Annotated in this window: 23 protein-coding genes; 14 read left to right on the top strand and 9 right to left on the bottom strand. The window is 62.3% G+C overall.

All coding sequences use genetic code 11. The features are described 5' to 3' along the window. Window positions 1-321: 321 nt before the first annotated feature. The 3 genes from ACSQ76_RS00640 to ACSQ76_RS00630 all read right to left on the bottom strand — a co-directional run bounded on the left by ACSQ76_RS00640 (window position 322) and on the right by ACSQ76_RS00630 (window position 2,741). On the bottom strand, window positions 322-714 hold the full coding sequence (locus ACSQ76_RS00640) for a four-helix bundle copper-binding protein (RefSeq protein ID WP_306128789.1): 393 nt from the start codon (window positions 712-714) through the stop codon (window positions 322-324). Between the two features lie 225 nt (window positions 715-939). Further along, window positions 940-1,959: a PAS domain S-box protein gene (locus ACSQ76_RS00635; RefSeq protein WP_437155046.1), complete on the bottom strand. Its 1,020-nt coding sequence runs from the start codon at window positions 1,957-1,959 to the stop codon at window positions 940-942. Between the two features lie 266 nt (window positions 1,960-2,225). Next, complete coding sequence (locus tag ACSQ76_RS00630; protein ID WP_437155045.1) at window positions 2,226-2,741, bottom strand: CinA family protein; 516 nt, start codon at window positions 2,739-2,741, stop codon at window positions 2,226-2,228. A 219-nt stretch (window positions 2,742-2,960) separates the two neighbouring features. Between ACSQ76_RS00630 and ACSQ76_RS00625 the strand changes: the two genes are divergently transcribed. The 11 genes from ACSQ76_RS00625 to ACSQ76_RS00575 all read left to right on the top strand — a co-directional run bounded on the left by ACSQ76_RS00625 (window position 2,961) and on the right by ACSQ76_RS00575 (window position 12,748). Next, a complete protein-coding gene (locus tag ACSQ76_RS00625) occupies window positions 2,961-3,785 on the top strand; it encodes a manganese catalase family protein (protein ID WP_437155044.1) in 825 nt (274 codons plus the stop codon). Between the two features lie 17 nt (window positions 3,786-3,802). Continuing rightward, entirely contained in the window at window positions 3,803-4,243 is a 441-nt protein-coding gene (locus ACSQ76_RS00620; protein ID WP_306128793.1) for a DUF892 family protein, read from the top strand. A 600-nt stretch (window positions 4,244-4,843) separates the two neighbouring features. Then, window positions 4,844-6,307 carry a glycosyltransferase family 2 protein gene (locus tag ACSQ76_RS00615; RefSeq protein WP_437155043.1) on the top strand — a complete coding sequence of 488 codons (1,464 nt, stop codon included), beginning with the start codon at window positions 4,844-4,846 and terminating at the stop codon, window positions 6,305-6,307. Continuing rightward, window positions 6,304-7,272: a glycosyltransferase family 2 protein gene (locus ACSQ76_RS00610; protein WP_437155042.1), complete on the top strand. Its 969-nt coding sequence runs from the start codon at window positions 6,304-6,306 to the stop codon at window positions 7,270-7,272. The genes ACSQ76_RS00615 and ACSQ76_RS00610 overlap by 4 nt, the downstream gene beginning before the upstream one ends. 116 nt (window positions 7,273-7,388) lie before the next feature. Then, window positions 7,389-8,312, top strand: coding sequence for a glycosyltransferase (locus ACSQ76_RS00605; protein WP_437155041.1), 924 nt, complete (start codon window positions 7,389-7,391; stop codon window positions 8,310-8,312). A gap of 3 nt (window positions 8,313-8,315) precedes the next feature. Beyond that, the gene (locus ACSQ76_RS00600) at window positions 8,316-9,413 is read left to right on the top strand and encodes an acyl-CoA dehydrogenase (protein WP_437155040.1); all 1,098 of its coding nucleotides are present in this window, start codon (window positions 8,316-8,318) and stop codon (window positions 9,411-9,413) included. Then, on the top strand, window positions 9,410-10,114 hold the full coding sequence (locus tag ACSQ76_RS00595; protein WP_437155039.1) for a PIG-L deacetylase family protein: 705 nt from the start codon (window positions 9,410-9,412) through the stop codon (window positions 10,112-10,114). Before ACSQ76_RS00600 ends, ACSQ76_RS00595 begins: the two co-directional genes overlap by 4 nt. Further along, window positions 10,114-10,677 carry a class I SAM-dependent methyltransferase gene (locus tag ACSQ76_RS00590; RefSeq protein WP_437155038.1) on the top strand — a complete coding sequence of 188 codons (564 nt, stop codon included), beginning with the start codon at window positions 10,114-10,116 and terminating at the stop codon, window positions 10,675-10,677. Before ACSQ76_RS00595 ends, ACSQ76_RS00590 begins: the two co-directional genes overlap by 1 nt. Beyond that, complete coding sequence (locus tag ACSQ76_RS00585; protein WP_437155037.1) at window positions 10,674-11,789, top strand: glycosyltransferase; 1,116 nt, start codon at window positions 10,674-10,676, stop codon at window positions 11,787-11,789. Before ACSQ76_RS00590 ends, ACSQ76_RS00585 begins: the two co-directional genes overlap by 4 nt. After that, on the top strand, window positions 11,786-12,274 hold the full coding sequence (locus tag ACSQ76_RS00580) for a ferritin-like domain-containing protein (RefSeq protein WP_437155036.1): 489 nt from the start codon (window positions 11,786-11,788) through the stop codon (window positions 12,272-12,274). Before ACSQ76_RS00585 ends, ACSQ76_RS00580 begins: the two co-directional genes overlap by 4 nt. Window positions 12,275-12,421: 147 nt before the next feature. After that, window positions 12,422-12,748 (top strand): hypothetical protein, encoded by a 327-nt coding sequence (locus ACSQ76_RS00575; RefSeq protein ID WP_437155035.1) that lies wholly within the window; start codon window positions 12,422-12,424, stop codon window positions 12,746-12,748. A 92-nt stretch (window positions 12,749-12,840) separates the two neighbouring features. On the opposite strand, the gene ACSQ76_RS00570 is transcribed toward ACSQ76_RS00575, so the two are convergent. The 3 genes from ACSQ76_RS00570 to ACSQ76_RS00560 are packed head-to-tail and all read right to left on the bottom strand — an operon-like array spanning window position 12,841 to window position 15,464. Then, window positions 12,841-13,620: an SDR family NAD(P)-dependent oxidoreductase gene (locus ACSQ76_RS00570; RefSeq protein WP_437155034.1), complete on the bottom strand. Its 780-nt coding sequence runs from the start codon at window positions 13,618-13,620 to the stop codon at window positions 12,841-12,843. A 10-nt stretch (window positions 13,621-13,630) separates the two neighbouring features. Further along, a complete protein-coding gene (locus tag ACSQ76_RS00565; protein WP_437155033.1) occupies window positions 13,631-14,806 on the bottom strand; it encodes a zinc-dependent alcohol dehydrogenase in 1,176 nt (391 codons plus the stop codon). Between the two features lie 10 nt (window positions 14,807-14,816). Beyond that, entirely contained in the window at window positions 14,817-15,464 is a 648-nt protein-coding gene (locus ACSQ76_RS00560; protein WP_306127220.1) for an SRPBCC family protein, read from the bottom strand. Window positions 15,465-15,652: 188 nt separating this feature from the next. Here ACSQ76_RS00560 and ACSQ76_RS00555 point away from each other — a divergent pair, with 188 nt between their 5' ends. After that, window positions 15,653-16,315, top strand: coding sequence for a BON domain-containing protein (locus tag ACSQ76_RS00555; RefSeq protein WP_306127221.1), 663 nt, complete (start codon window positions 15,653-15,655; stop codon window positions 16,313-16,315). Window positions 16,316-16,450: 135 nt separating this feature from the next. Here ACSQ76_RS00555 and ahcY read toward each other — a convergent pair whose 3' ends face one another. Both ahcY and ACSQ76_RS00545 read right to left on the bottom strand, forming a co-directional pair. Beyond that, window positions 16,451-17,839, bottom strand: coding sequence for an adenosylhomocysteinase (ahcY, locus tag ACSQ76_RS00550; RefSeq protein WP_437155032.1), 1,389 nt, complete (start codon window positions 17,837-17,839; stop codon window positions 16,451-16,453). Between the two features lie 116 nt (window positions 17,840-17,955). Beyond that, window positions 17,956-18,270 carry a hypothetical protein gene (locus tag ACSQ76_RS00545; RefSeq protein WP_437155031.1) on the bottom strand — a complete coding sequence of 105 codons (315 nt, stop codon included), beginning with the start codon at window positions 18,268-18,270 and terminating at the stop codon, window positions 17,956-17,958. Window positions 18,271-18,564: 294 nt separating this feature from the next. Between ACSQ76_RS00545 and ACSQ76_RS00540 the strand changes: the two genes are divergently transcribed. Beyond that, entirely contained in the window at window positions 18,565-19,131 is a 567-nt protein-coding gene (locus tag ACSQ76_RS00540; protein ID WP_437158130.1) for an HD domain-containing protein, read from the top strand. Next, window positions 19,128-19,613: an N-acetyltransferase family protein gene (locus ACSQ76_RS00535; protein WP_437155030.1), complete on the top strand. Its 486-nt coding sequence runs from the start codon at window positions 19,128-19,130 to the stop codon at window positions 19,611-19,613. The genes ACSQ76_RS00540 and ACSQ76_RS00535 overlap by 4 nt, the downstream gene beginning before the upstream one ends. Window positions 19,614-19,709: 96 nt before the next feature. Here ACSQ76_RS00535 and ACSQ76_RS00530 read toward each other — a convergent pair whose 3' ends face one another. Continuing rightward, window positions 19,710-20,261, bottom strand: coding sequence for an ActR/PrrA/RegA family redox response regulator transcription factor (locus ACSQ76_RS00530; protein ID WP_306127225.1), 552 nt, complete (start codon window positions 20,259-20,261; stop codon window positions 19,710-19,712). Window positions 20,262-20,315: the final 54 nt, after the last annotated feature.

Below are 20,315 nucleotides of genomic sequence, written 5' to 3'. Positions count from 1 at the left end.
CGTTGGAACCGATTTTATCGACCGACGGCTGCAGGGGGTTTTTCATGGCGAATTCCTGACCTGAGTTGGTTTCCAAGGTTACTCGCATGACACTATCGAGTGCTCGGAGCCGCTATCGGCTGCGCCGAAGCCACGTTGGTGTAACGGAGTCCTCAAGGCCGGGTTCCACATTCAGGCCAACGCCAACGCCGCCGACCGCGAGCAAAAGCAGCCGATCACGCGCGACCCTTGCGGTTCAAATCAGGGGACGGATCAAATCGCCCTTCGACGTTTGGTCATTTTTTCAACCAGTTCTGGACGTCGTCCGGCCCTCCCGGACGCTCAGAGATTTTCAGCTGCGGTCCTGCAATCCTCAGCGCATTCACGGCACATCTGTGCGCAGCGCTTGCAGTGGGCATCATCATGATGAGAACACATCTCTTCACAGGCATCGCAGGCGCTCGCGCAAAGCTCGAGCATAGAGCGCAGAACGGATTGGTTGCTGCCGGTCCGACGGGTGGCAACGCGGTAGGTCGCGGCGCAGATGTCAGCGCAATCCATGCAGTGGCGCACGCAATCGACCCTCTTTTCGACATCGTCTTCCGCCAGACAGGCGTCTGCGCATGAGTTGCAGATCGCCGCGCAATACATTGCATGGCGAACGGCCTTGGCCAGGGGTTCGTTCAGACGACCGGCCACGTCGGGATGTTCGGAAATCATTTTCTCGATACTCATGGAGCGTTCCTTTCGGGGTACCTTGGGCTATCCAAACAGTTGGACTGAACCCAACCGACAAGCTCCGTATATGTTCCACCATGACAGCAAGCGCAGAGGTACCTGCGACTGTTCAATGTGGAGCAGACGGAATGCGGCAGCGTCTCCCAAGACCACCCGAAGCTCCCCAGTCACCATTCGCAAAATCGGTGTGAAAGGCTTCATCTCGTGCAGATGTCGCGACGGCTATTTCGCCTGAAGCAAGTGCAGATCGAGGTCGATCGTTGCAGTCATTCCCGAGGCTTCGAACGTCCGGGCAACCACGCCCCCGAGCGACGATTTCACGACACTGTCGCACATTTGCGTGCCAAAACCCTTATGTCCCCCTTCCTGCGGGTCGAGGCGGCATCGTTCCTGCCAGTCAATCAGGAATCTTTCTCCCTCGCGGCGCGCCACGATCAGAAGGCCGCCATCACTCTGACCGAGCGCCCCGTATTTCGCAGCATTGGTGCAAAGCTCATAGAGGACAAGCGCGAGCGGCATGAGCGCATCCGGAGCAACACTGATATCTTCCACGTCGAGTTCGACGGCTTGATTTCCGGCAAACGGTGCGACGACCGAATCGATGAGATCGCGCAGCGATGTGCTGCCTGTGGAGTCTCCGGCAGGATCAGCGACTGCCAGCCTGTGAGCCTCGGAAAGCGCCGTCAGACGTTTCTGCATCAAGCTTGCAAGTTCGCTGGCTGTCTCGACCTGTCGGGCATTGACTGAAATGAGGCTTCCGACAACCGCAAAGCAATTGCCGATCCGGTGGCGCATTTCCGCAAGGAGAAGGTTCTGCCGTTCGGCCGCCTCGACCTGGTGCGTGATGTCGCGCGCGATTTTCGAGGCACCGATGATCTCACCGCTCGAATTTCTTACCGGCGAGATCGTCAGGGAGATCGGCACAAGCGACCCACCTTTACGCCGACGGACCGTTTCGAAGTGCCTGATGCGTTCACCGCGGCGAAGCCGCGAGATGATGTCCACCTCCTCGTGCTGCCGTTCCTCGGGTATGAGCATCAGGATCGGCTGCCCGACGGCCTCCAGGGCAGAGTAGCCGAACAGGCGCTCGGCGCCCGGATTCCAGGTCTGTATGATACCATCGAGATTCTTGGTGATGATCGCGTCGTCGGAACTGTCGATAATCGCAGCAAGATACTCGTTCAGGTTTATCGAGATGTCGATCTGTGAAGACGCATCGTCGCCAAAAGCTAGCCGGCTCATGTGGAACGCCCTCTGATATTCCTAGTCATGGTATGCCATATCGCGTGGCGGCGCCATTGGAATTGGTAGACCGCGGTGTCTGGACGAACAACCGTACAGCATCAAAGCCGTTGCCCCGCGCGAAATTCTGCCGGCAACGACAGGTGCTCGGATGTTGCCGACGAGACACATAGCGGTATAGCCCGGCTCAATTGCAGGACGAGCGTGGTCCTGAACGATCTTGTTGAAGCCTTCCAGAAGCCGGAATAACGGAAACACGTGACTGCTCACGGGCACAGCACCCTTTCGAGCAGGTCGAGTACGGTTTCCAGCGACCTCTGCCTGATCTGATCCCGACCGATGGCTCCGAATGATCTTTCCAGATGTGTCGGGCGCTCTCCCTCCCGGGCCACAGCGAAATGCACGAGGCCTTCCTCATCGCCCTCTCCGCCCGGTCCCGCGAACCCGGTCACGGACATCGCGACATTCGCGCCCGAAAGCCGCAGCGCACCTTGAGCCATGGCAATGGCAGCCTCCTTCGAAACGGCGCCTTTCTGACGCAGCAAGTCCTGCTCCACGCCCAAAAGCTCGTGTTTGGCGGCATCTGAATAGGTCACGTAACCGCGGTCGAACGCGTGCGAGCAGCCCTCGATGTCGGTGACCAGGGCGGCGACCAGCCCACCGGTGCAACTTTCGGCGGTGGCCAGGGTAAGGTCACGTTCGCAACAACGGGCAAGTACCCGTTTGGCGCGCTCCGCCAGCGGATCAGATGAAGACTTCGTATCGTCCGAAATGCCAACCATGCCACGTTACCCTCATTTATCGACTTGTTCCGTGAAAACTATCTGGCCGTCGCTGCCGATGTCTCAACAAGAAATTAAACAGCACCGGCAAGGGGTAATGCCGCAGCCTCTGCGAGGCTCGTGCAAGGCTCGACGGAATGGATAGCGCTAAAGCGATGCCTGGATGGAACGGAACCGAAAGCCGTCCGTTGGCCGAGTGTACAACGAAAGGTAGGGAAGATGTTCCATCATTCGAGTAAGCTTCAATACGAAGTACGTGTCGATACCCCTGATCCCCAGTTTGCGAAGTTCTTGCAGCAGGCCATCGGCGGTGTTGAAGGCGAGATCCGCGTCGCAATGCAATATTTCTTCCAAGCCATGGGGGCGCGCGGCGATGACAAGTACCGCGATATGCTGATGATGACCGCCACGGAAGAACTGTCGCACATCGAATTTCTTGGCCATGCGGTCGCGCTCAACCTCGAGGGCGCACCCCTTACGGTTCAGGAAGAGGCAGCCAAGGACCCGGTGGTCAACGCGATCATGGGCGGCGCCAACCCACGGCACATCCTTTCTTCGGGGCTTTCCGCGATGCCGGTCAATGCCAACGGTGTGCCCTTCGACATGAGCCATGTCTACGCGACCGGCAACCTCGCGGCGGACATGATGGCCAACGTCACGGCGGAAAGCGGTGGACGTGTTCTCGCGTCGCGGCTCTACAACATGACCGACGACACCGGGATGAAAGACATGCTGTCCTTCCTCATTGCGCGCGACACGATGCACCAGCAGCAGTGGATGGCCGTCATTGAAGAACTTGGCGGACTGGAGTCGCAGATGCCGATCCCCAACTCCACCCCGACGGAGCATGAAGCGACCGAGCATTCCTATTACTTCCTGAACACTTCCCTCGACGAACCCACGCCCGAAGGCCGCTGGACTTCGGGTCCCTCGCTGGACGGGCGCAGCGAATTCACCAAGCGCGACAAACCCGAGCCGCTCGGCCAGAAGCCCAGCCTTGGCAAGGCCCGTCCGCATTCGGGCACCCAAACCGAGCAACAGTAAGGAAACGGAGGAGAACCATGCCTACAACAGTCGGAACTGAGAACAACGTCGAAGACCTCGTGCGCAATCTGCTGACGCTCGAGCACGACGCCATCGCAGCCTACCAGTCTGCCGTCGAGAGGCTCGACAAGCCGGAATTTCGCCAGCAAATGGAGTCTTTCCTGGCGGAGCACGAGGCCCACGTGGCCGACCTGGACCGCTTCGCAAGCAGCATCGGCGTCACCCCGCCTCAGGAAGGTGACATGAAGCAGTGGTTGACGACGGGCAAGGTCGCTCTGGCTGATCTTGCCGGTGACGAGAGCTTGCTCAAGGCGATGAAGACCAACGAGGACGACACGGTCATGGCCTACGATCAGGCCCTGGAAAACGCTCAGGCCAGCGCCGAGTTGAGGCCCATCCTGGAAAAAGGCCTGTCGGACGAACGGCGGCACCGCGCCTGGATGGAAACCGCCAGTTGACGGCGACCAGACCGCAAAGAGTGAGGCCGGCGCGTGGATCGCGCCGGCCTTTCTCGTCAGGACGTCTCTCGAGCTGGACTTGGTCTGGATGATAAAGGCTGATCCGAATTTACCCTAATAGTTCGCAGGCGGGTCACTCGCAGGGAAGGATTCGTCCGCCGCCTCATCAACCATATTCCATTGCCTTGGAGGGTCCGTCATTTCGCGCGGCCCTGCGACACGGACGCGGTTTTCCGAGCCTTGTCGGGACAAGACGGATGGTGAGTGAGACCTGCGGTTTCGCGTAGCCACGAACACCAAGGCCAATGCCGTGGTTCCAAGTGCCAATAATGCGCTATTGCGCATGGCGTTTCCTTTCATTTCCGTATCTCGAATTTAACCGTCGCTGCGGGGTTTCGGTTCCCCAAAGCAAGGGCTCGCTTGGGTCGACACCACTGCGTGATGTGACCCCCAATGAAGTCGGTCGGCTCTTTCCCGCTACCGGGATTCCCGGGTGGAACAACCTGTGCTCGGATCGGGTTAATGCTTCGAGGACAGTGGCCTGGCCTCGACGACCTTCCGCGAAAGCAGTGTGCGGACGCGACATCTTAAGGATACTCAATGAAACGCCGGCTGGCTCCTGTCTGGGGAGCATCGATTCTTGTGGTCGCAATACCCGTGGTTGGGGCCACGGTGTGCGTGGCGATTATCGCCATTCAGCTGACATTGATCGCCCTTCGACCCTTGATCGCGCGGCTGCCGGCACGAATTGGCTCGGCCCGGAAATACACTGAGAAACCCAACTTCTCGGTGCATGTCGCAACCCACTCCGAGCCGCCCGATATGGTCATCCGGACATTGCGGGCCCTGCTGGATCAGGATTGGCATCCCGATTTCCGCGAGATCATCGTGATGGACAACAACACGCTTGATCCGACCCTGTGGAAACCGGTGGAGCGCTTCTGCAAAAGCCATCCAGACCGCATCACGTTTCTGCACCGGACAGGCGTCAGCGGCGCCAAGGCCGGTGCTCTCAACATCGCGCTTAAGCATTCCGGCCCCGATACGACCCATGTTGTGACGGTGGACGCAGACTATGTCGTGCACCGGGATTTCCTGAGCCGCGCCGCGGAAGCCCTGCATCGGACCGGAGCGGACTATGTCCAGTTCCCGCAATCCTACGTCGCCACCACGACCGCGGCACCGGGAATAGATGCCGAACTCGAAGAGTATTTCCGAGCCAACGCAGCTGTCGCCGACGAGGCCGAGGCGGTGCTGCTGACCGGCACGCTCTGTGTGATCTCCAAACCGGCGCTCGTTGCCGCAGGCGGCTGGTCCGGCGCCACCACGACCGAGGACGCGGAACTCGGTGTACGTCTTTGCGATGCGGGATTTACCGGTCGGTTCATCAATCAGGTGGTGGGCCAGGGCCTGCTGCCGCTGTCTTTGAAGGATCTTGAAAAACAGAGGTATCGCTGGAGCAGCGGCAACTTCCAGACCTTGTTACGTCACTTCCGGACGATCATGACCCCCGCAGGCTCGCTCTTGCTGCCAAAGCGTCTGGTGATCCTGTCGCAACTGACAGCCTGGTTCAACCCGGCATTGGTGCCCGGCATCATGCTGCTGGTCTGGCTGATGGCAGGATGGGATCAGACCATCGCGCCCACGCTGGCGGCCGCGGTCATCGTGCTCGGGCTCTGCGACATTGTCCTGCGGGTCATCGGACGCGGCGTGCGCGATCATCTGGCGCCCGGCGTGATCCTGCACGCGCTCGCCTGTCGTATCGCTCTGGCACCGCAATCGGCAAAGGCAACCTTCGATGCGTTCTGCGGCGGGTCGCTGACCTTCATCGTGACCGACAAGTCCGGCGCATGCCGCACGAACTCCAGAGATCTGCATTCCTGTCATCTGCTGCTGTTCGCAGCCGCGCTCATCGCTCTGATCACGGCACCGCAAAGCAATCCGCTCATCCTCACGGCACTATTTTGCCTGATGCTGCCGCTGCCTGCCGCGGTGATGACCGACCAAAGCCTGCGAAAGTATCGAAAGGCGCTGATTGCGCCGAAGAAAGTGATCACGCCATGACGTCCGATCCGCGCGCACCCCTGGTCGATATCGTCATCCCGACCTTCAACCGGGCGCACCTGATCCAAGGCGCCATCCGCGCCGCGCTGGATCAAAGCTGGTGGAACATTCGTGTCACCCTGATCGACGATGCAAGCACCGACGCCACCCAAGAGGCCGTCCGCCCGTTCCTGTCCGACGCACGTTTCAACTATATCCGGCTGGCCAACAACCTGGGCACCGCCAACGCCAAGAATGCGGGCCTTCTGCTGACCGGTGGCGATGCGGTTACGTTTCACGATTCCGACGACTTGCCCCACCGTGACAAGGTGCTGCATCAGGTGCGTGTCCTGACGGCCCAGGACATCGGCGCCGACGATTGCCTGAACTGGGACCTGGCGGGCAAGACAGCGGGTCAGTGGCTCCAGGTCAGTGCGGCACTGACACATCACGAGATGATCCTGCCCGACGGGCGCCGCGTCGAAATCCGCCGCGACATCTCCCTGCTGGATGACGTGTTTCCCAATCTCCAGATGGGCTCGCGCGTTCCCGGTGACTGGACGCATATCAACTCGGGTCTGTTCTGTGCCGGCGTGTTCGGTCGGCTTGGCGGGTTCGAGGATTGTATCGAGGAGGACCGGGAATTCCGGAATCGGCTGATCCTGAACGGAGAGATCATCTGGATCGTGCCGGAACTGCTGCTGACCAAGATCGAGACGCCCGACAGCCTGACGCAGTCGGCAATCTCGGACTACGATAGTTCCAGACGCAAGGCCGATCGGCAGATGGTCTGGGAAAAGGTCGATCTTTGGCGGCGCAGCGGCAGGGTCGATCCCGTGCCGGTAGATATCCCGGCGCTTGGCGTAAGCTGGGTCAGCCGACCCGACCTTCTTCGGCGGCGCGACATCCCGGCAACGCATGACACCTGTGTGCAACTGGAAAGAATCCTGGCGCCAGTCTCGGCGGAACAGGTGGCCGCGCAATGAAGACGATAAGACACTGGACCGCATGCGCCCCCCTCGCGATTGTCGATCCCTGCAGCGCCAGGGGCTATGATCTGCCGGATCTGAACTCTGGCGGGCTTGGCGGTACGGAAGCGACAGTGCTGCGGGTGGCGAAGGCCCTCGGCTCACGCTTCGCGATCACGCATTATCAGAACGGCCGCGACGATCGGCGCCTGTCCGAAGCGGGAGAGCTGCGGCCCATCCAGGACCTCGATGCCGCGAAAGAGCCTGCCACCCTGATCGTCATCAACCGCTGGAAGGTGGCGATCAAACTGCGCAGGCAACACCCCGACACGCCTGTATTCCTCTGGCTGCACGTCTATCCCGGTCGTCACAATCGCAAGATGGGTGCCGCACTGAAAGCCGCCGACATCACCGTCATCTGCGTATCCAACACCCACGCGCGTGAACTCGCGGCCTTTCTGGGCGCGGACAATGCTCCACGCATCCGCGTGATCTGCAATCCGATCGACGACGCCCTGCGCCCCGACGACACGCCCCGCAATCGCGACCGATTGCTGTTCGCCAGCTCGCCTCACAAGGGGCTGGGAGAAGTGTTCGAACAATTCGCCACCCTGCGCGACGCCTTACCGACTCTGACGCTCGCCGTCGCGGATCCCGGTTATCTGCGGTGGGACACCGGCCCGGTCCCAAGAGGCGTGGTTTTCATGGGGTCGCTGTCACACCGGTCCCTGATCCGGCAGATGCGCCGTGCGCTGTGCCTGTTTTACCCCCAGACAACCTTTGCAGAGACATTCGGCCTCGTCCTGGCCGAGGCCAACGCAATCGGCACGCCCGTCGTGGTGCATGGCGAACTGGGCGCCAATGCGGAAATCGTCGCGGATGCGGATCAGCGGGTGGACGGGCATGACCCGGCTCAGATCCTCGCGCGCATCCGCGCATGGCGCGACGCCCCGCCGCAGGTCACCGCCAACCCGGCCTTTCGATTAAGCAAGGTCGCCAGGGACTGGACCCGACTACTCGATTCCGTCCCGACGCGCCCGCAGATGAGCAAAGTTTAGACCATGACAACGTTCGCATCTTTAAACCAGCCGTCCCCATCCCATGCCCGCGAACCGGTGCCGCCCGATGTAGCACAGGCCCTTCAGGCCGCCGCCGCGGATGAAGAGCGCGGAAAACGACCGATCAGCCGCTCCATCGATCTGCTGCGGCAGGCTGGCCTTCTGAGGGATGACGGCGCGACCGATCCGGCCCGCACCGCTCGCGCGCTCATGCAGGTCGGCGCCGCAAATCTGTCCGTCGGACGGCTTTGGGAGGGGCATGTCAACGCGCTGTACCTCATTCGCCTCCATGGTTCCGAGGCGCAAAAGAGGGACGCGGCCCATCGTACAGCCGACGGAGCCTTGCTGGGCGTCTGGGGGGCCGATGGCAATGTGCCCGTGACGCTGGATGCAACGGCCAAGCGCCTTGATGGCAACAAGCGTTATGCCTCGGGTCTGGGTACCGTGACCCGCGCGCTTGTCACGGTTAACTCTGGTCCCGAAGTACGACTGGCCCTGGTCGATGTGACGGACGCCGCCCGCGCCGACCCCTCGACCTGGAACATGCAGGGGATGCGGTCGACAGCCTCGGGCGGGTACGATTTCACGGGGGTGCCAGCCGATGAGGTCGAATGGATCGGCGGCCCCGGCGATTACCTGAAGGAGCCGCATTTCGTCGGTGGGGTCTGGCGGATCGCCGCGCTGCAGGCTGGCGCCACCGTGGGCTTGCTGGACAGAGCCGCGTCCAAACTTCGCGCTGCGGAACGCATGGATGCAGAGGCTCAGAAGGCTCGTCTGATGGACGTGCTGATGCGCGCCTGGGCCGGCATGGCAATGACCGAGCGGGCCGCCGCCGCAAGCGCCGACCACTTCATCGCGCAGGACGACATCGTTGCCACATCGATTGCCGCCCGGCTCTATACCGAAGAGGTGGGGCTCGACGCCATTCGGGCGGTCGAACAAAGCATCGGCCTGCAACATTTCGAGGTCGGGTCCGAGACCGGTCGCATGGCCCGCGATCTGTCGGTCTATCTGCGGCAGGTCGCCCGGGATGCGTTCCTGCAGCGTGCCGCGCAAACGGCCCTTGGAAATGACGGGCGTATCTGGGGGGTGTTCGGATGAATATCGCGCACTTGCCTTTGTTGCCGGACGCCTTCCAGGGCCACGAAAAACTCGTTGTCCTGGCCCCGCATCCCGACGATGAATCCCTGGGCTGCGGCGCATTGCTGGCGCGCGCCTTCAGGGGCGCAGGCGCTCATGTCGTCTGCCTGACCGATGGAAGTGCAAGCCATCCCGGGTCGAGCGTCTGGACACCCAAGCGGCTGGCGGCACTGCGACGGGCCGAACTGACCCAGGCCATCGAACACCTCGGCGGCAGCGCGCATGATCTGACATGGCTGGGCATGGCCGACAGTCGCCTTTGTCAGGCAGACGAGACGACCGTTGCCGCCCGGCTGGAACTGGTCATCGAAACCCTTGGCGCGCGCCATGTCTTCGTTCCCGCAGCCGAAGACCAGCACGCGGATCATCAGGTCACAGCGCGTATCGCGACCGGACTGCGCGACCGACGCCCCGATTGGACGTTCTACAGCTATCCTGTCTGGTGTCGTTGGCACGATCCGCAGTTCGAGCAGACCGTCGCCCATCGCGCTCCGATATATCTGCCTCCAGGTGATCTGACCGGTAAAAAGCACGCAGCGATCCACGCACATCGGACCCAACTGGGGCAGGTTGTCACCGACGATCCATCGGGCTTTACCCTTCCGCCGGGGTTCGTCGAGAAATTCCTGACCGAAGACGAGATCTTCTGGAGGATGCCGTGATGGCTGTGGGCCGCACTCATCTCGACGCGCTCTATGCCGACACCCCGGACCCATGGGATTTCGAGCATAGCGATTACGAGCAGGCCAAGTTCGCCGCAACACGGGCCGCCCTGTCCCGGCCTCACTATGTTTCAGCCTTCGAACTGGGCTGCGGCAACGGTCAACTGGCCCGGACTCTTGTAGACATCTGCGACCGTTACACCGGCATGGATGCGGTGAGCGTTGCAATCGAGGCCGCACGCAATACGGTGCCGGAAGCCCGCTTCATCCGCGGCTTCTTTCCCTGTCCGCTTCCCGCGGACGAGTTCGACCTGCTGATCCTGTCAGAGATCCTCTATTTTCTCGATTCCGGCAGTCTGCAGACGCTGGCCGGCGCAATCGCAACCTCCTGGCCTGAGGCAGAGGTGCTCTGCGTGTCCTGGCTGGGTGACACGGGGAACGATCTGCAGGGCGAGGAAGCGCTGGCCATTTTCACGCGGGCGCTGGCCACACATGATTTCGACCGCGTGGTGCATACCGACGGTTATCGCATCGACCGCGGGTTGCCGGGGGTACAATCATGAGGCCCGCCCCCGCAAAAGACACTGCCATCGTCATCCCCGCCCGGAACGAGGAGAAACGCATAGCGCACTGTTTGAACGCGCTGGCCGAACAATGCTCGGCCAGGGTCGTCGTGATCGTGGTCGTGAACAACTCGACAGACAGCACGGTTGCCAGGGCCCGTGACGCGGCCCTCAGGCTTGGCCTGGATCTGACGGTGTTGCAGCGCAGGCTCGAGCCGCACGAGGGCGTCGGAACCGCACGGCGTATCGGGTGTGACCATGCCCTTCAGCACATTCCGGCGCTTAGATACCTGCTGACGACCGATGCGGATTGCATCGTTGCCCCCCAATGGCTCGCCAGAAACCTGGCACATCTCGAGACGTCCGACGCGGTGTGCGGCAAGGTCGAGCCGATCGCGGTCGAGGCAGATATCCTCGATGGCGTGAACCCCCAGTTTGTATCGCTGGAAAGCACTTACAGAAAGCTGGTGCAGGAGATCTACGCCGGTCACGCCCAGGGGTGCGCGGACGTCGCCGGGACGCATGGCGAGGCCGCGGGCGCAAGCCTGGCGTTCTCGAAGAGCGGATACCTTGCGGCTGGCGGTTTTGCCCCGATCCCCTGCGGCGAAGACCGTCGGATCGTGCGGGCGCTTCGCTCCGCCCGGCGCCGGGTGCGTCACGCCGACGATGTGACCGTGCAGGCCTCCTGCCGCCTTTCGGGTCGGGCATCCGGAGGCATGTCGGACACGCTAAGGTCGCGCATCGGGGCGTCGGATTACCTGGTCGACGACTGCCTGCCGCCGGCGGATTGGCTTGTCAGCCATGTCGAACGCAGATCGCTCGATGTCTGGCCGCCGCAAGTGCCCGCCCGCCTGCGTTTCAGTGTGCGGGACCTGCCGCGCCATATCGAACGACTGGACAGATTTCGGAATTCGGAGCGGTCGAAGACCGCTGCGATGGCTCCGGCGACAGCATTGCCCGATTCCCACTCTGGCGGGCTGCAACCGGACAAGGCGTCAGTGAACATCCTCGCTGACGTCGATCTGCAGGCGAACTGGTCCATGAGGCCGCTTTCCTGCATCAACTCAAACCAACGTGTCGGCCGTGCCGACCGTGAAAGGAGCCCAGGATGACAACGTTGAAAGACCTTTATATCGAAGAACTTCAGGATCTCTGGTCCGCGAATGACCAGATGTCGGGCGTCGTTTCGTCCATGGCGGACAAGGCGTCCGACAGCAAGCTGGCGGACCGACTGAATACAGCGAAGGATGGCATCGGCAAACACATCGACCTTCTGAAATCCCTTCTCGAAGACGCCGGTGCGGAAGTGCAAAAGGAGCACTGCAAAGGGATGGAAGGCCTCGTGTCGGAGGCCCGCAAGCACGCGCTCGACAGCGACATGAGCGGCGCCGCACTGGATGTCGCGATCATCGCGCAGTACCAGCGGCTGTGCCACTACGGGATCGCCGGCTTCGGAACGACCAAGGCCTTCGCCGAAGCGCTCGAACTGGACGATGCCGCGACGAAGCTCGATGGCGCGCTGGACAAGATCTATGGGTCTGACGATTTCATGACCGATCTCGCAGAACGGTCCAGAAACCTCGAAGCCAAAGCCTGAGCGACATGCCATGCCAGTGAGGCGGTAATTACCGCCTCACTGCTCAGCGACAGCCCCGGCCGTGTGCCCGCCGTAACAGGCAACGGCGATCGTACTCGGACCGTCCCTGACGCGTCCCGATGGGGCGTTGTTCGAAAGGAGACCACCTTGACCGAGAAAAACACACACGACACGACCGCAAAGTTGCGGGACGATATAGATCGTGGCGAAGGGGCGGATAAAGTCGGATTTCCCGATCCGGCCGCCGCGCCTCTTGGCACCGATGCAGAAGCGGGCGGGTTCAGCCCTACACCCGAGGAAGTTCGCACTGCACGTCAACATGAAATCGAAAAACGCCCTGCCGGACCTGCAAGTCCAACCGGCCCTCGTCCTGTAAGCATGAACCAACCTGCCCGAGGCAAAAAGCGGAAATGGCTGATACCTTTCCTGCTGATTGCCTTCGGAGCACTGGTGGTCTTCGCGATATTGAGCTGAATGCGTCCGAAGTGTCGCGATACGTCAGGAAAAACGGTCAAGCCATCCGGGCTTGGCGCGCCATCCACCGTGCGGCGCGTTCTGCCTGCGTCTCAGCTATCCTCAGGTTCGGCCATCCGCCGATGCATCTGCGCGATGACGGTATCTGGCAGCAGCCCGGAAAAGGTCGCCTCCACCTTGTTCATGAAGCCGGTGACGACGCCGCTCTGCCCCTTGATCATGGCGTCATATCCTTTTCGGGCCACCATGGCGGGATCATCCTTGCCATCATCCTGGCCCACCGGCGTATCCTCCATGTGGGCCCGGTCGAAGAACTCGGTCTCGGTCGGACCCGGCATCAGGCAGGTGACGGAAACATCCGTGTCCTTCAACTCGTTACGCAGCGCGTAGCTGAGACTGTCGATATAGGCCTTGGTGGCGTTGTAGACCGCCTGATAGCTGCCGGGCATTAGGCCGGCGATGGACCCGGTCACCAGAATGCGGCCCCGCCCCTGCCGCTTGAGCAGGCGGCCCGCCTTGTGCAGCAGCAGCGTGGTGCCGGTGACGTTCAGGTCGATGACGCGACTGATTTCGGCAAAGTCCTGATCTAGGAACGCCTCGCCCAGCCCGACACCCGCGTTTGCCATCAGGTAGTCGACATGCCGACTGCCCAGATGGGCGACGAGTTCGTTCACGCCGTCCTCGGTGGCCAGGTCGGCGTGCAGGAGGTCGACATCGACCTTGTCACGCAGTTCGGCACCGACCTCTTCCAGCTTCGCTTCGTTGGCGCAGAGGATGAGGTCGTGCCCCTCCTCCGCGCAGATGCGCGCCAATTCCCGCCCGATGCCGGTGGAGGCGCCGGTGATGACCGCAAGCTTGGTCTCGTCTGCCATGATCGCTTCCTCACGCTCCAGGCGTCAGGACCACCTTGGTCCAGTCGTCCTGGTTGGAATGAAAATTCTCGTACCCTGTCGGCGCCTCTTCGAGCGACAGGCGATGCGAGATCAGGAAGGTGGTGTCGATCTCGCCCTCCTGGATGCGCTTCAGCAACTCTTCGCTGTATTTCTGCACATGGGTCTGCCCGGTGCGCCATTGCAGGCCCTTCTCCATGAAGGCCCCGGTGGGGAACTTGTCGAGAAAGCCGCCATAGACGCCGGGCATGGAAACGCGCCCACCCTTGCGGACGGCCATGATCGCCTCGCGCAGCACGTGGCCGCGATCGGCACCGATGCCGACCTTCTGCTTGACCGTATCCATCACGTTGTCGGGGTAAAATCCGTGGCTCTCCATGCCCACGGCGTCGATTACCGCGTCCGGGCCGATACCACCCGTCATCTCGCGCAGCGCTTCCAGAACGTGGGTCCGGCGATAGTCTATCACCTTCGCGCCCAGTTTGCGCGCCAGGCCCAGTCGATTGGGGTAGTGATCGATGGCGATAACCTGATGCGCGCCCATCAGCAGCGCGCTCTGGATCGCGAACAGACCCACAGGCCCGCAGCCCCAGACGGCGACGGTATCGCCTTCCTCGATGTCGCAGTTCTCCGCCGCCATCCAGCCGGTGGGCAGGATGTCCGACAGAAACAGAACCTCCTCGTCCGAGGGGCCGTCGGGAATGACGATGGGACCGATATCGGAATAGGGCACGCGCACGTATTCCGCCTGCCCGCCGGGGTATCCGCCCGTGAGGTGCGAATAGCCGAAAAGGCCGGACAATGCCTCGCCATAAAGCGGCTCGGTAAGATCCTGCTTCTCGGCCGGGTTGGAGTTGTCGCAGGCCGAATACTGCTGCTTCATGCAGTGAAAGCACTTGCCGCAGGAGATGGTGAAGGGCACGACCACGCGCTGATCCTTCTTCAGCGTGCTGTCGGGGCCGGTTTCGACAACCCGGCCCATGAATTCGTGGCCCAGGATATCACCCTGCATCACGCCGGGGATGACCCCGTCATACAGGTGCAGGTCCGAGCCGCAGATGGCCGTGGCCGTCACCTCGATCACCGCGTCGCGGGGATTGACGATCTGCGGGTCGGGCACGGTGTCGACCCGCACGTCATGGGTTCCGTGATAAGTCAGCGCTCGCATCTTGCTCTCCTCAATCCGTCTTGCGATTTTGCGAGGTCGTGATCTCGCCGGTTTCCATCAACATCTTCAGGCGCTTGAGTTCATGTCGCCCCTGAACGCGCGGTTCTCTCTGGAACAGCTTGGCGATCATCTGCCCAAAGCGTCCTGCTGGCGGGACATAGGCGATGACGGCCTCTACCTCGGTGCCGCGCCCGCCGGGCGCCTCGCGGAACATCACCTTGCCCTCGGTGTCGATGTCCGACTCCTCCACCGAGCGCCAGGCGATCTCCTCGTTCTCGCGGTCCGAGACGATGCGGCTGCGCACCGTCACGCTTTGGTTTCCGGGGGCGGCGATGGTCCAGGTGGTCATGTCGCCCTCGGTCTCCACCTTCTCGACATGAGACATGAAACCGGCAAGGTTGGAAAAGTCGCGCCAAAAGGCATAGACCTCGTCTATCGGCCGGTTGATCGTGACGCTGCGGCCGGACACCGCGTAGTCGCCATAGCGGCTCTGCCGGCTGGTTCGCCCGGGCGCGCTGTCGGGGACCCCCGGCAACCGGGGCGGCGTCCGGGTTTGTTGCCAGTATGCCACCGCCCCCACCGTTAAAAGACCGGCCCCGAGCATCAGGGCCGCGTCGCGCCCCTTGGTGCCGACATTCACTCTGTAATCATGTTCCATGAATTGCCTCCATTCCCAACCTCAACAGGTGGTGCGGCGCAATGTTCCCGGATTGATGAAGGGTTTCGGCGACTTCCCGCGCCTTGCCGGGCAGGGTCGGCCCGTGGGGGGAACAAACGGACCGATCCGTGGTTCCCGCACCATGACACCACGTTCCGACATGAAGTCGGGTCGAGAGGAGGATTACCATGGCACGACATTACGATGATCTGGGACGCGAGGAATTTGCGCGTCACGAACGCCTGCAGGATCGGCAACGCCGCAGTAACGGCGAACAGCGCGGTTACCACCCCGAGGATCACCCGCACCGTCACAGCGATGACAGGCCGGGCTACGGCCCACGGGGCCAGCGTGACGAATGGCGGGATCCGCCCGGACGTTACGCGGGCGGGATGTCCGACAGTTACGGCCACGGCGCGATGCCGTTCGACGAACCGCGTGCCGGCTACGGCCCCTATGCCCGCCCGGACCGCGCAGAACGCCAGCGCGACCGGCATTTGCCCGAACATCAACAGGGCGAGGATCGCGGTTTCCTGGACCGGGCGGGGGATGAGATAGCCTCCTGGTTCGGAGATGAGGCAGCCCACGCCCGGCGCGAGGAGGACCACCGCGGACGCGGCCCCAAGGGCTATGTCCGGTCCGACGCGCGGATCGACGAGGACGTGCACGAACGCCTGACCGACGACCCGTATGTCGACGCGAGCGAAATCACGGTTTCGGTCAGCGACCGCGAGGTCACGCTGGACGGGACGGTCGATTCGCGCAGGGCAAAGCGCCGCGCCGAGGATTGCGCCCACGACGTTTCGGGCGTGACCCACGTGCAGAACAATCTGCGGGTAAAGGTGCCTTAACCAAAGTCTGAAAGGTGCTTTGGCAACTCACCGTCGGGCCTGTGTCTCTTCACCAGATGGCGCAGGCCCTCGGGATTGACCTGCGCACGAGAGGCTGACCGCCAGGGCATCCCGGCGGTCGAAATACCTTAACGTTCAGTAGCGATAGTGCTCCGGCTTGTACGGCCCCTCGGGCTGCACGCCGATATAGTCCGCCTGGTCTTGCGCCAGTTCCGTCAGCTTCACGCCGATCCGGTCCAGATGCAGACGGGCCACTTTCTCGTCCAGATGCTTGGGCAGGATATAGACCTTGTTCTCGTACTCGCCGCCGTTCTTCCACAGCTCGATCTGGGCCAGAACCTGGTTGGTAAAGCTGGCCGACATCACGAAGGACGGGTGTCCGGTCGCGTTGCCGAGGTTCAGCAGACGCCCTTCGCTGAGCAGGATGATGCGGTTGCCCGAGGGCATCTCGATCATGTCCACCTGTTCCTTGATGTTGGTCCACTTGTGGTTCTTCAGGCTGGCCACCTGGATCTCGTTGTCGAAATGGCCGATATTGCCGACGATCGCCATGTCCTTCATCTCGCGCATGTGCTCGATGCGGATGACATCCTTGTTGCCGGTGGTGGTGACGAAGATGTCGGCGGTCTTCACCACATCCTCCAGCGTCGTCACCTGGAACCCGTCCATCGCGGCCTGCAGCGCGCAAATGGGGTCGACCTCGGTCACGATCACACGGGCACCGGCGCCTTTCAGCGAGGCGGCAGAGCCCTTGCCCACGTCGCCATAACCCATCACGACGGCGACCTTGCCCGCCATCATCGTGTCGGTGGCACGGCGGATGCCGTCGACGAGGCTTTCCTTGCAGCCGTACTTGTTGTCGAATTTCGACTTGGTCACGCTGTCATTCACGTTGATCGCGGGGAAGGGCAGCTGCCCGTCGCGCACCAGCTGATACAGGCGATTGACCCCGGTGGTGGTCTCCTCGCTGACGCCTTTGATCTGGTCGCGGATCTTGGTGAACCAGCCGGGGCTGGCCTCCATCCGCTTCTTGATCTGGGCCTTGATGACCTCTTCCTCTTCCGAGGTCGGCGTCGGGATCACATCCTCGCCCGCCTCGGCCCGTGCACCCAGCAGGACATACAGCGTCGCGTCGCCTCCGTCGTCGAGGATCATGTTCGGCCCGTCCTCGAACAGGAACGACTTGTCCAGGTAATCCCAGTGCTCTTCCAGCGTCTGACCCTTGACCGCAAAGACCGGCGTGCCGCCCTCGGCAATCGCCGCCGCGGCGTGGTCCTGCGTCGAAAAGATGTTGCAAGAGGCCCAGCGCACATCGGCGCCAAGCGCGTTCAGCGTCTCGATCAGAACGGCGGTCTGGATGGTCATGTGCAGACTGCCGACGATGCGCGCGCCTTTCAGAGGCTTCTCCGCCCCGTATTCCTCGCGCAGGGCCATCAGGCCCGGCATCTCGGTTTCCGCGATATCCAGTTCCTTGCGCCCGAAAGCGGCGAGGCTGATATCCTTCACCACATAGTCTTTTGCCATCTGTTCAATCCTTGCAATCGCGTGTTGCAGGGCAGATAGCACCGGCGCGTTCCACGGGCAATGCACACTTGCCCCCGCTGCGACGCCCGGTCCGGACGTTTCAATTCAAGCGCGGTCTAACTGGCCGATCCCAGCACATGCGCGTCCGGTCCTTGCTGGTGCCAGTCGGTGCCGGTGGCCATGATGCAGGTCTTGCCGTCGGGCATGGTCATCATCACGGTGAAGGTCCCGGTTTCACGCGACGACCAAACCTCGACCAGCGCTTGCTTGTCGTCCGCCGTCTGCAAGCCGGCGGCGGTGGGCTGTTCGTCGTAATGGGCGGCCAGCCGCTCCACGACCGTCTCGCGGTCTGCACACTGCGCGGCGATGGCGGGCGTGCTCGTGGTGAATGCGCCCAGTGCTGCCCCGACCGCTGTCAGTTGCCTGATCATCTCAAGCTCCTTTCACAGGTTTATCGAAGGCACGCCGCAGCAGACCCGGCCAGCCCCGTTTATGGTCGCGGTCACGTCGATGCGGGGCGGTGCTCGATTGTCTATTTGCCTCGTGAGCCCGGCATCGTTGGCAGCAGTGATGCGATATGGCCAGTGTGCGGATGAAATGTGGCGAGATTGTGGCAAGCGGCTCGGATCAGCGAAGCTTTGCAATTCGTCCGGCCCGCGCATACACCAAGGACGATCGTCCTTACCACGGAGCCCGCCGTGCCGCCTCCCCGTGCCTGGCAAAAGATGCTGTCCGGTCGCCGTCTCGACCTGCTGGACCCGACGCCCGTCGATATCGAGATCGAGGATATCGCCCACGGTCTCGCTTTCGTCGCGCGCTGGAACGGGCAGACAAACGGCGATTTCGCCTATTCCGTGGCAGAGCATTCGCTGCTGGTGGAAAGGCTCTATTCCCGCCTTGTTCCGCGCCCCGAGCCGAAATGGCAACTGGCCGCCCTGCTGCACGACGCGCCGGAATACGTGATCGGCGACATGATCTCGCCGGTCAAGAATGCCGTCGGGCCGGGGTATGACGTGCTCGACAAGCGGCTGGCGGCGGCGGTGCACCTGCGCTTTGGCCTGCCGGCCACGATCCCGGCGCAGGTCAAGAAGACGATCAAGAAGGCCGACAGGATCAGCGCCTGGATGGAGGCGACGACCATCGCCGGCTTTTCCGAAGCCGAGGCGACTCGCTTTTTCGGGACGCCCCCGTCCGAAATCGTCGAGGGTCTCCGCATCGTTCTGCGCCCGCCGATGGAGGCCCGCGCCGATTACACCGCCCGCCACGCCGAGCTGATGCGCCTGACCGAATGATCCACGTCCGGCAGGCCAATCCGCTCGACGCGCGCCAGATGGCGGATCTGTTGAACCAGATCATCGCCAAAGGTGGCACCACCGCGCGGACCACTCCGATCACTGCGGATGAAATGCGGTCTGAAATGCGTCTCTATCCCGGCCAAACCGCTTGGATACTGGCCGAGGACGACAACGCTCATGTGCTTGGGTTCCAGCATATCGGCCCGCATCCCGAGCTGCCGCCCGAGGCCGCGGACATCGCCACTTTCGTGCGGCTGGGTCAGACCGGCCTTGGGATCGGCTCGCACCTGTTCGAGGCTACAAAGACCTTCGCGAGGCGGCTGGGTTATGAATGGATAAACGCCACGATCCGCGCCGACAACGAAAGCGGCCTGACCTATTACCAAAGCAAGGGGTTCGAGGATTACCGACGCCTGCCCGACACGGTGCTGGCCGACGGCACCACCGTCGACCGCCTGTGCAAGCGCTACGATCTGTAGCGTTTCGGCTTTGGATAAATCGAACTGCATCACCTTTTGCGTTGAAATCGTCAGATTTCAAGCAGCGAAAGGTGATCCATCAGAAGTCGAAATGCCTTATCGCGGTGAGCGTTTCGCCAGGATCCGCTGCAACGTCCGGCGATGCATGTTCAGCCGCCGCGCCGTCTCGCTGACATTGCGGTCGCACAGCTCATAGACCCGCTGGATATGCTCCCACCGCACGCGGTCGGCGCTCATCGGATTGTCGGGGGGCGGCGGCATCTCGTCATCCTTGGCCAGCAAGGCGTTGGTGATGTCCGTCGCATCGGCGGGTTTCGACAGGTAGTCCGTCGCCCCGATCTTCACCGCCGCCACAGCGGTGGCAATCGCGCCATAGCCCGTCAGCACCACGACCCGGCTGTCGGGCCGCCTTTCCCGAATGGTTTCCACCACGTCGAGGCCATTGCCGTCCTCCAGCCGCAGATCGCACACCGCATAGGCCGGGGGACGCGCCGTGGCGATGGCCTGCCCCGCGGCTACGGAGCCCGCCATTTCCACTTCGAAGCCCCGCTTTTCCATCGCCTTTGCCAGGCGCCGCAGAAAGGGCTCGTCGTCATCGACAAGCAGCAATGTCCTGTCGGCTCCGATCTCCGTGTGCTCGGCTGTCATGCAAGTCTCCTCCCGCTTGCGCCTTTAGATCTAGCGCTTGCCCATGATGCGTCA

Origin of the sequence: Roseovarius sp. B08 (genome assembly GCF_051417955.1) — a bacterium.
In the GTDB taxonomy this organism is placed as follows: Bacteria; Pseudomonadota; Alphaproteobacteria; order Rhodobacterales; family Rhodobacteraceae; genus Roseovarius.
Note: the sequence above shows the minus strand (reverse complement) of the source record. Positions and strands in the feature narration are given on the sequence as shown.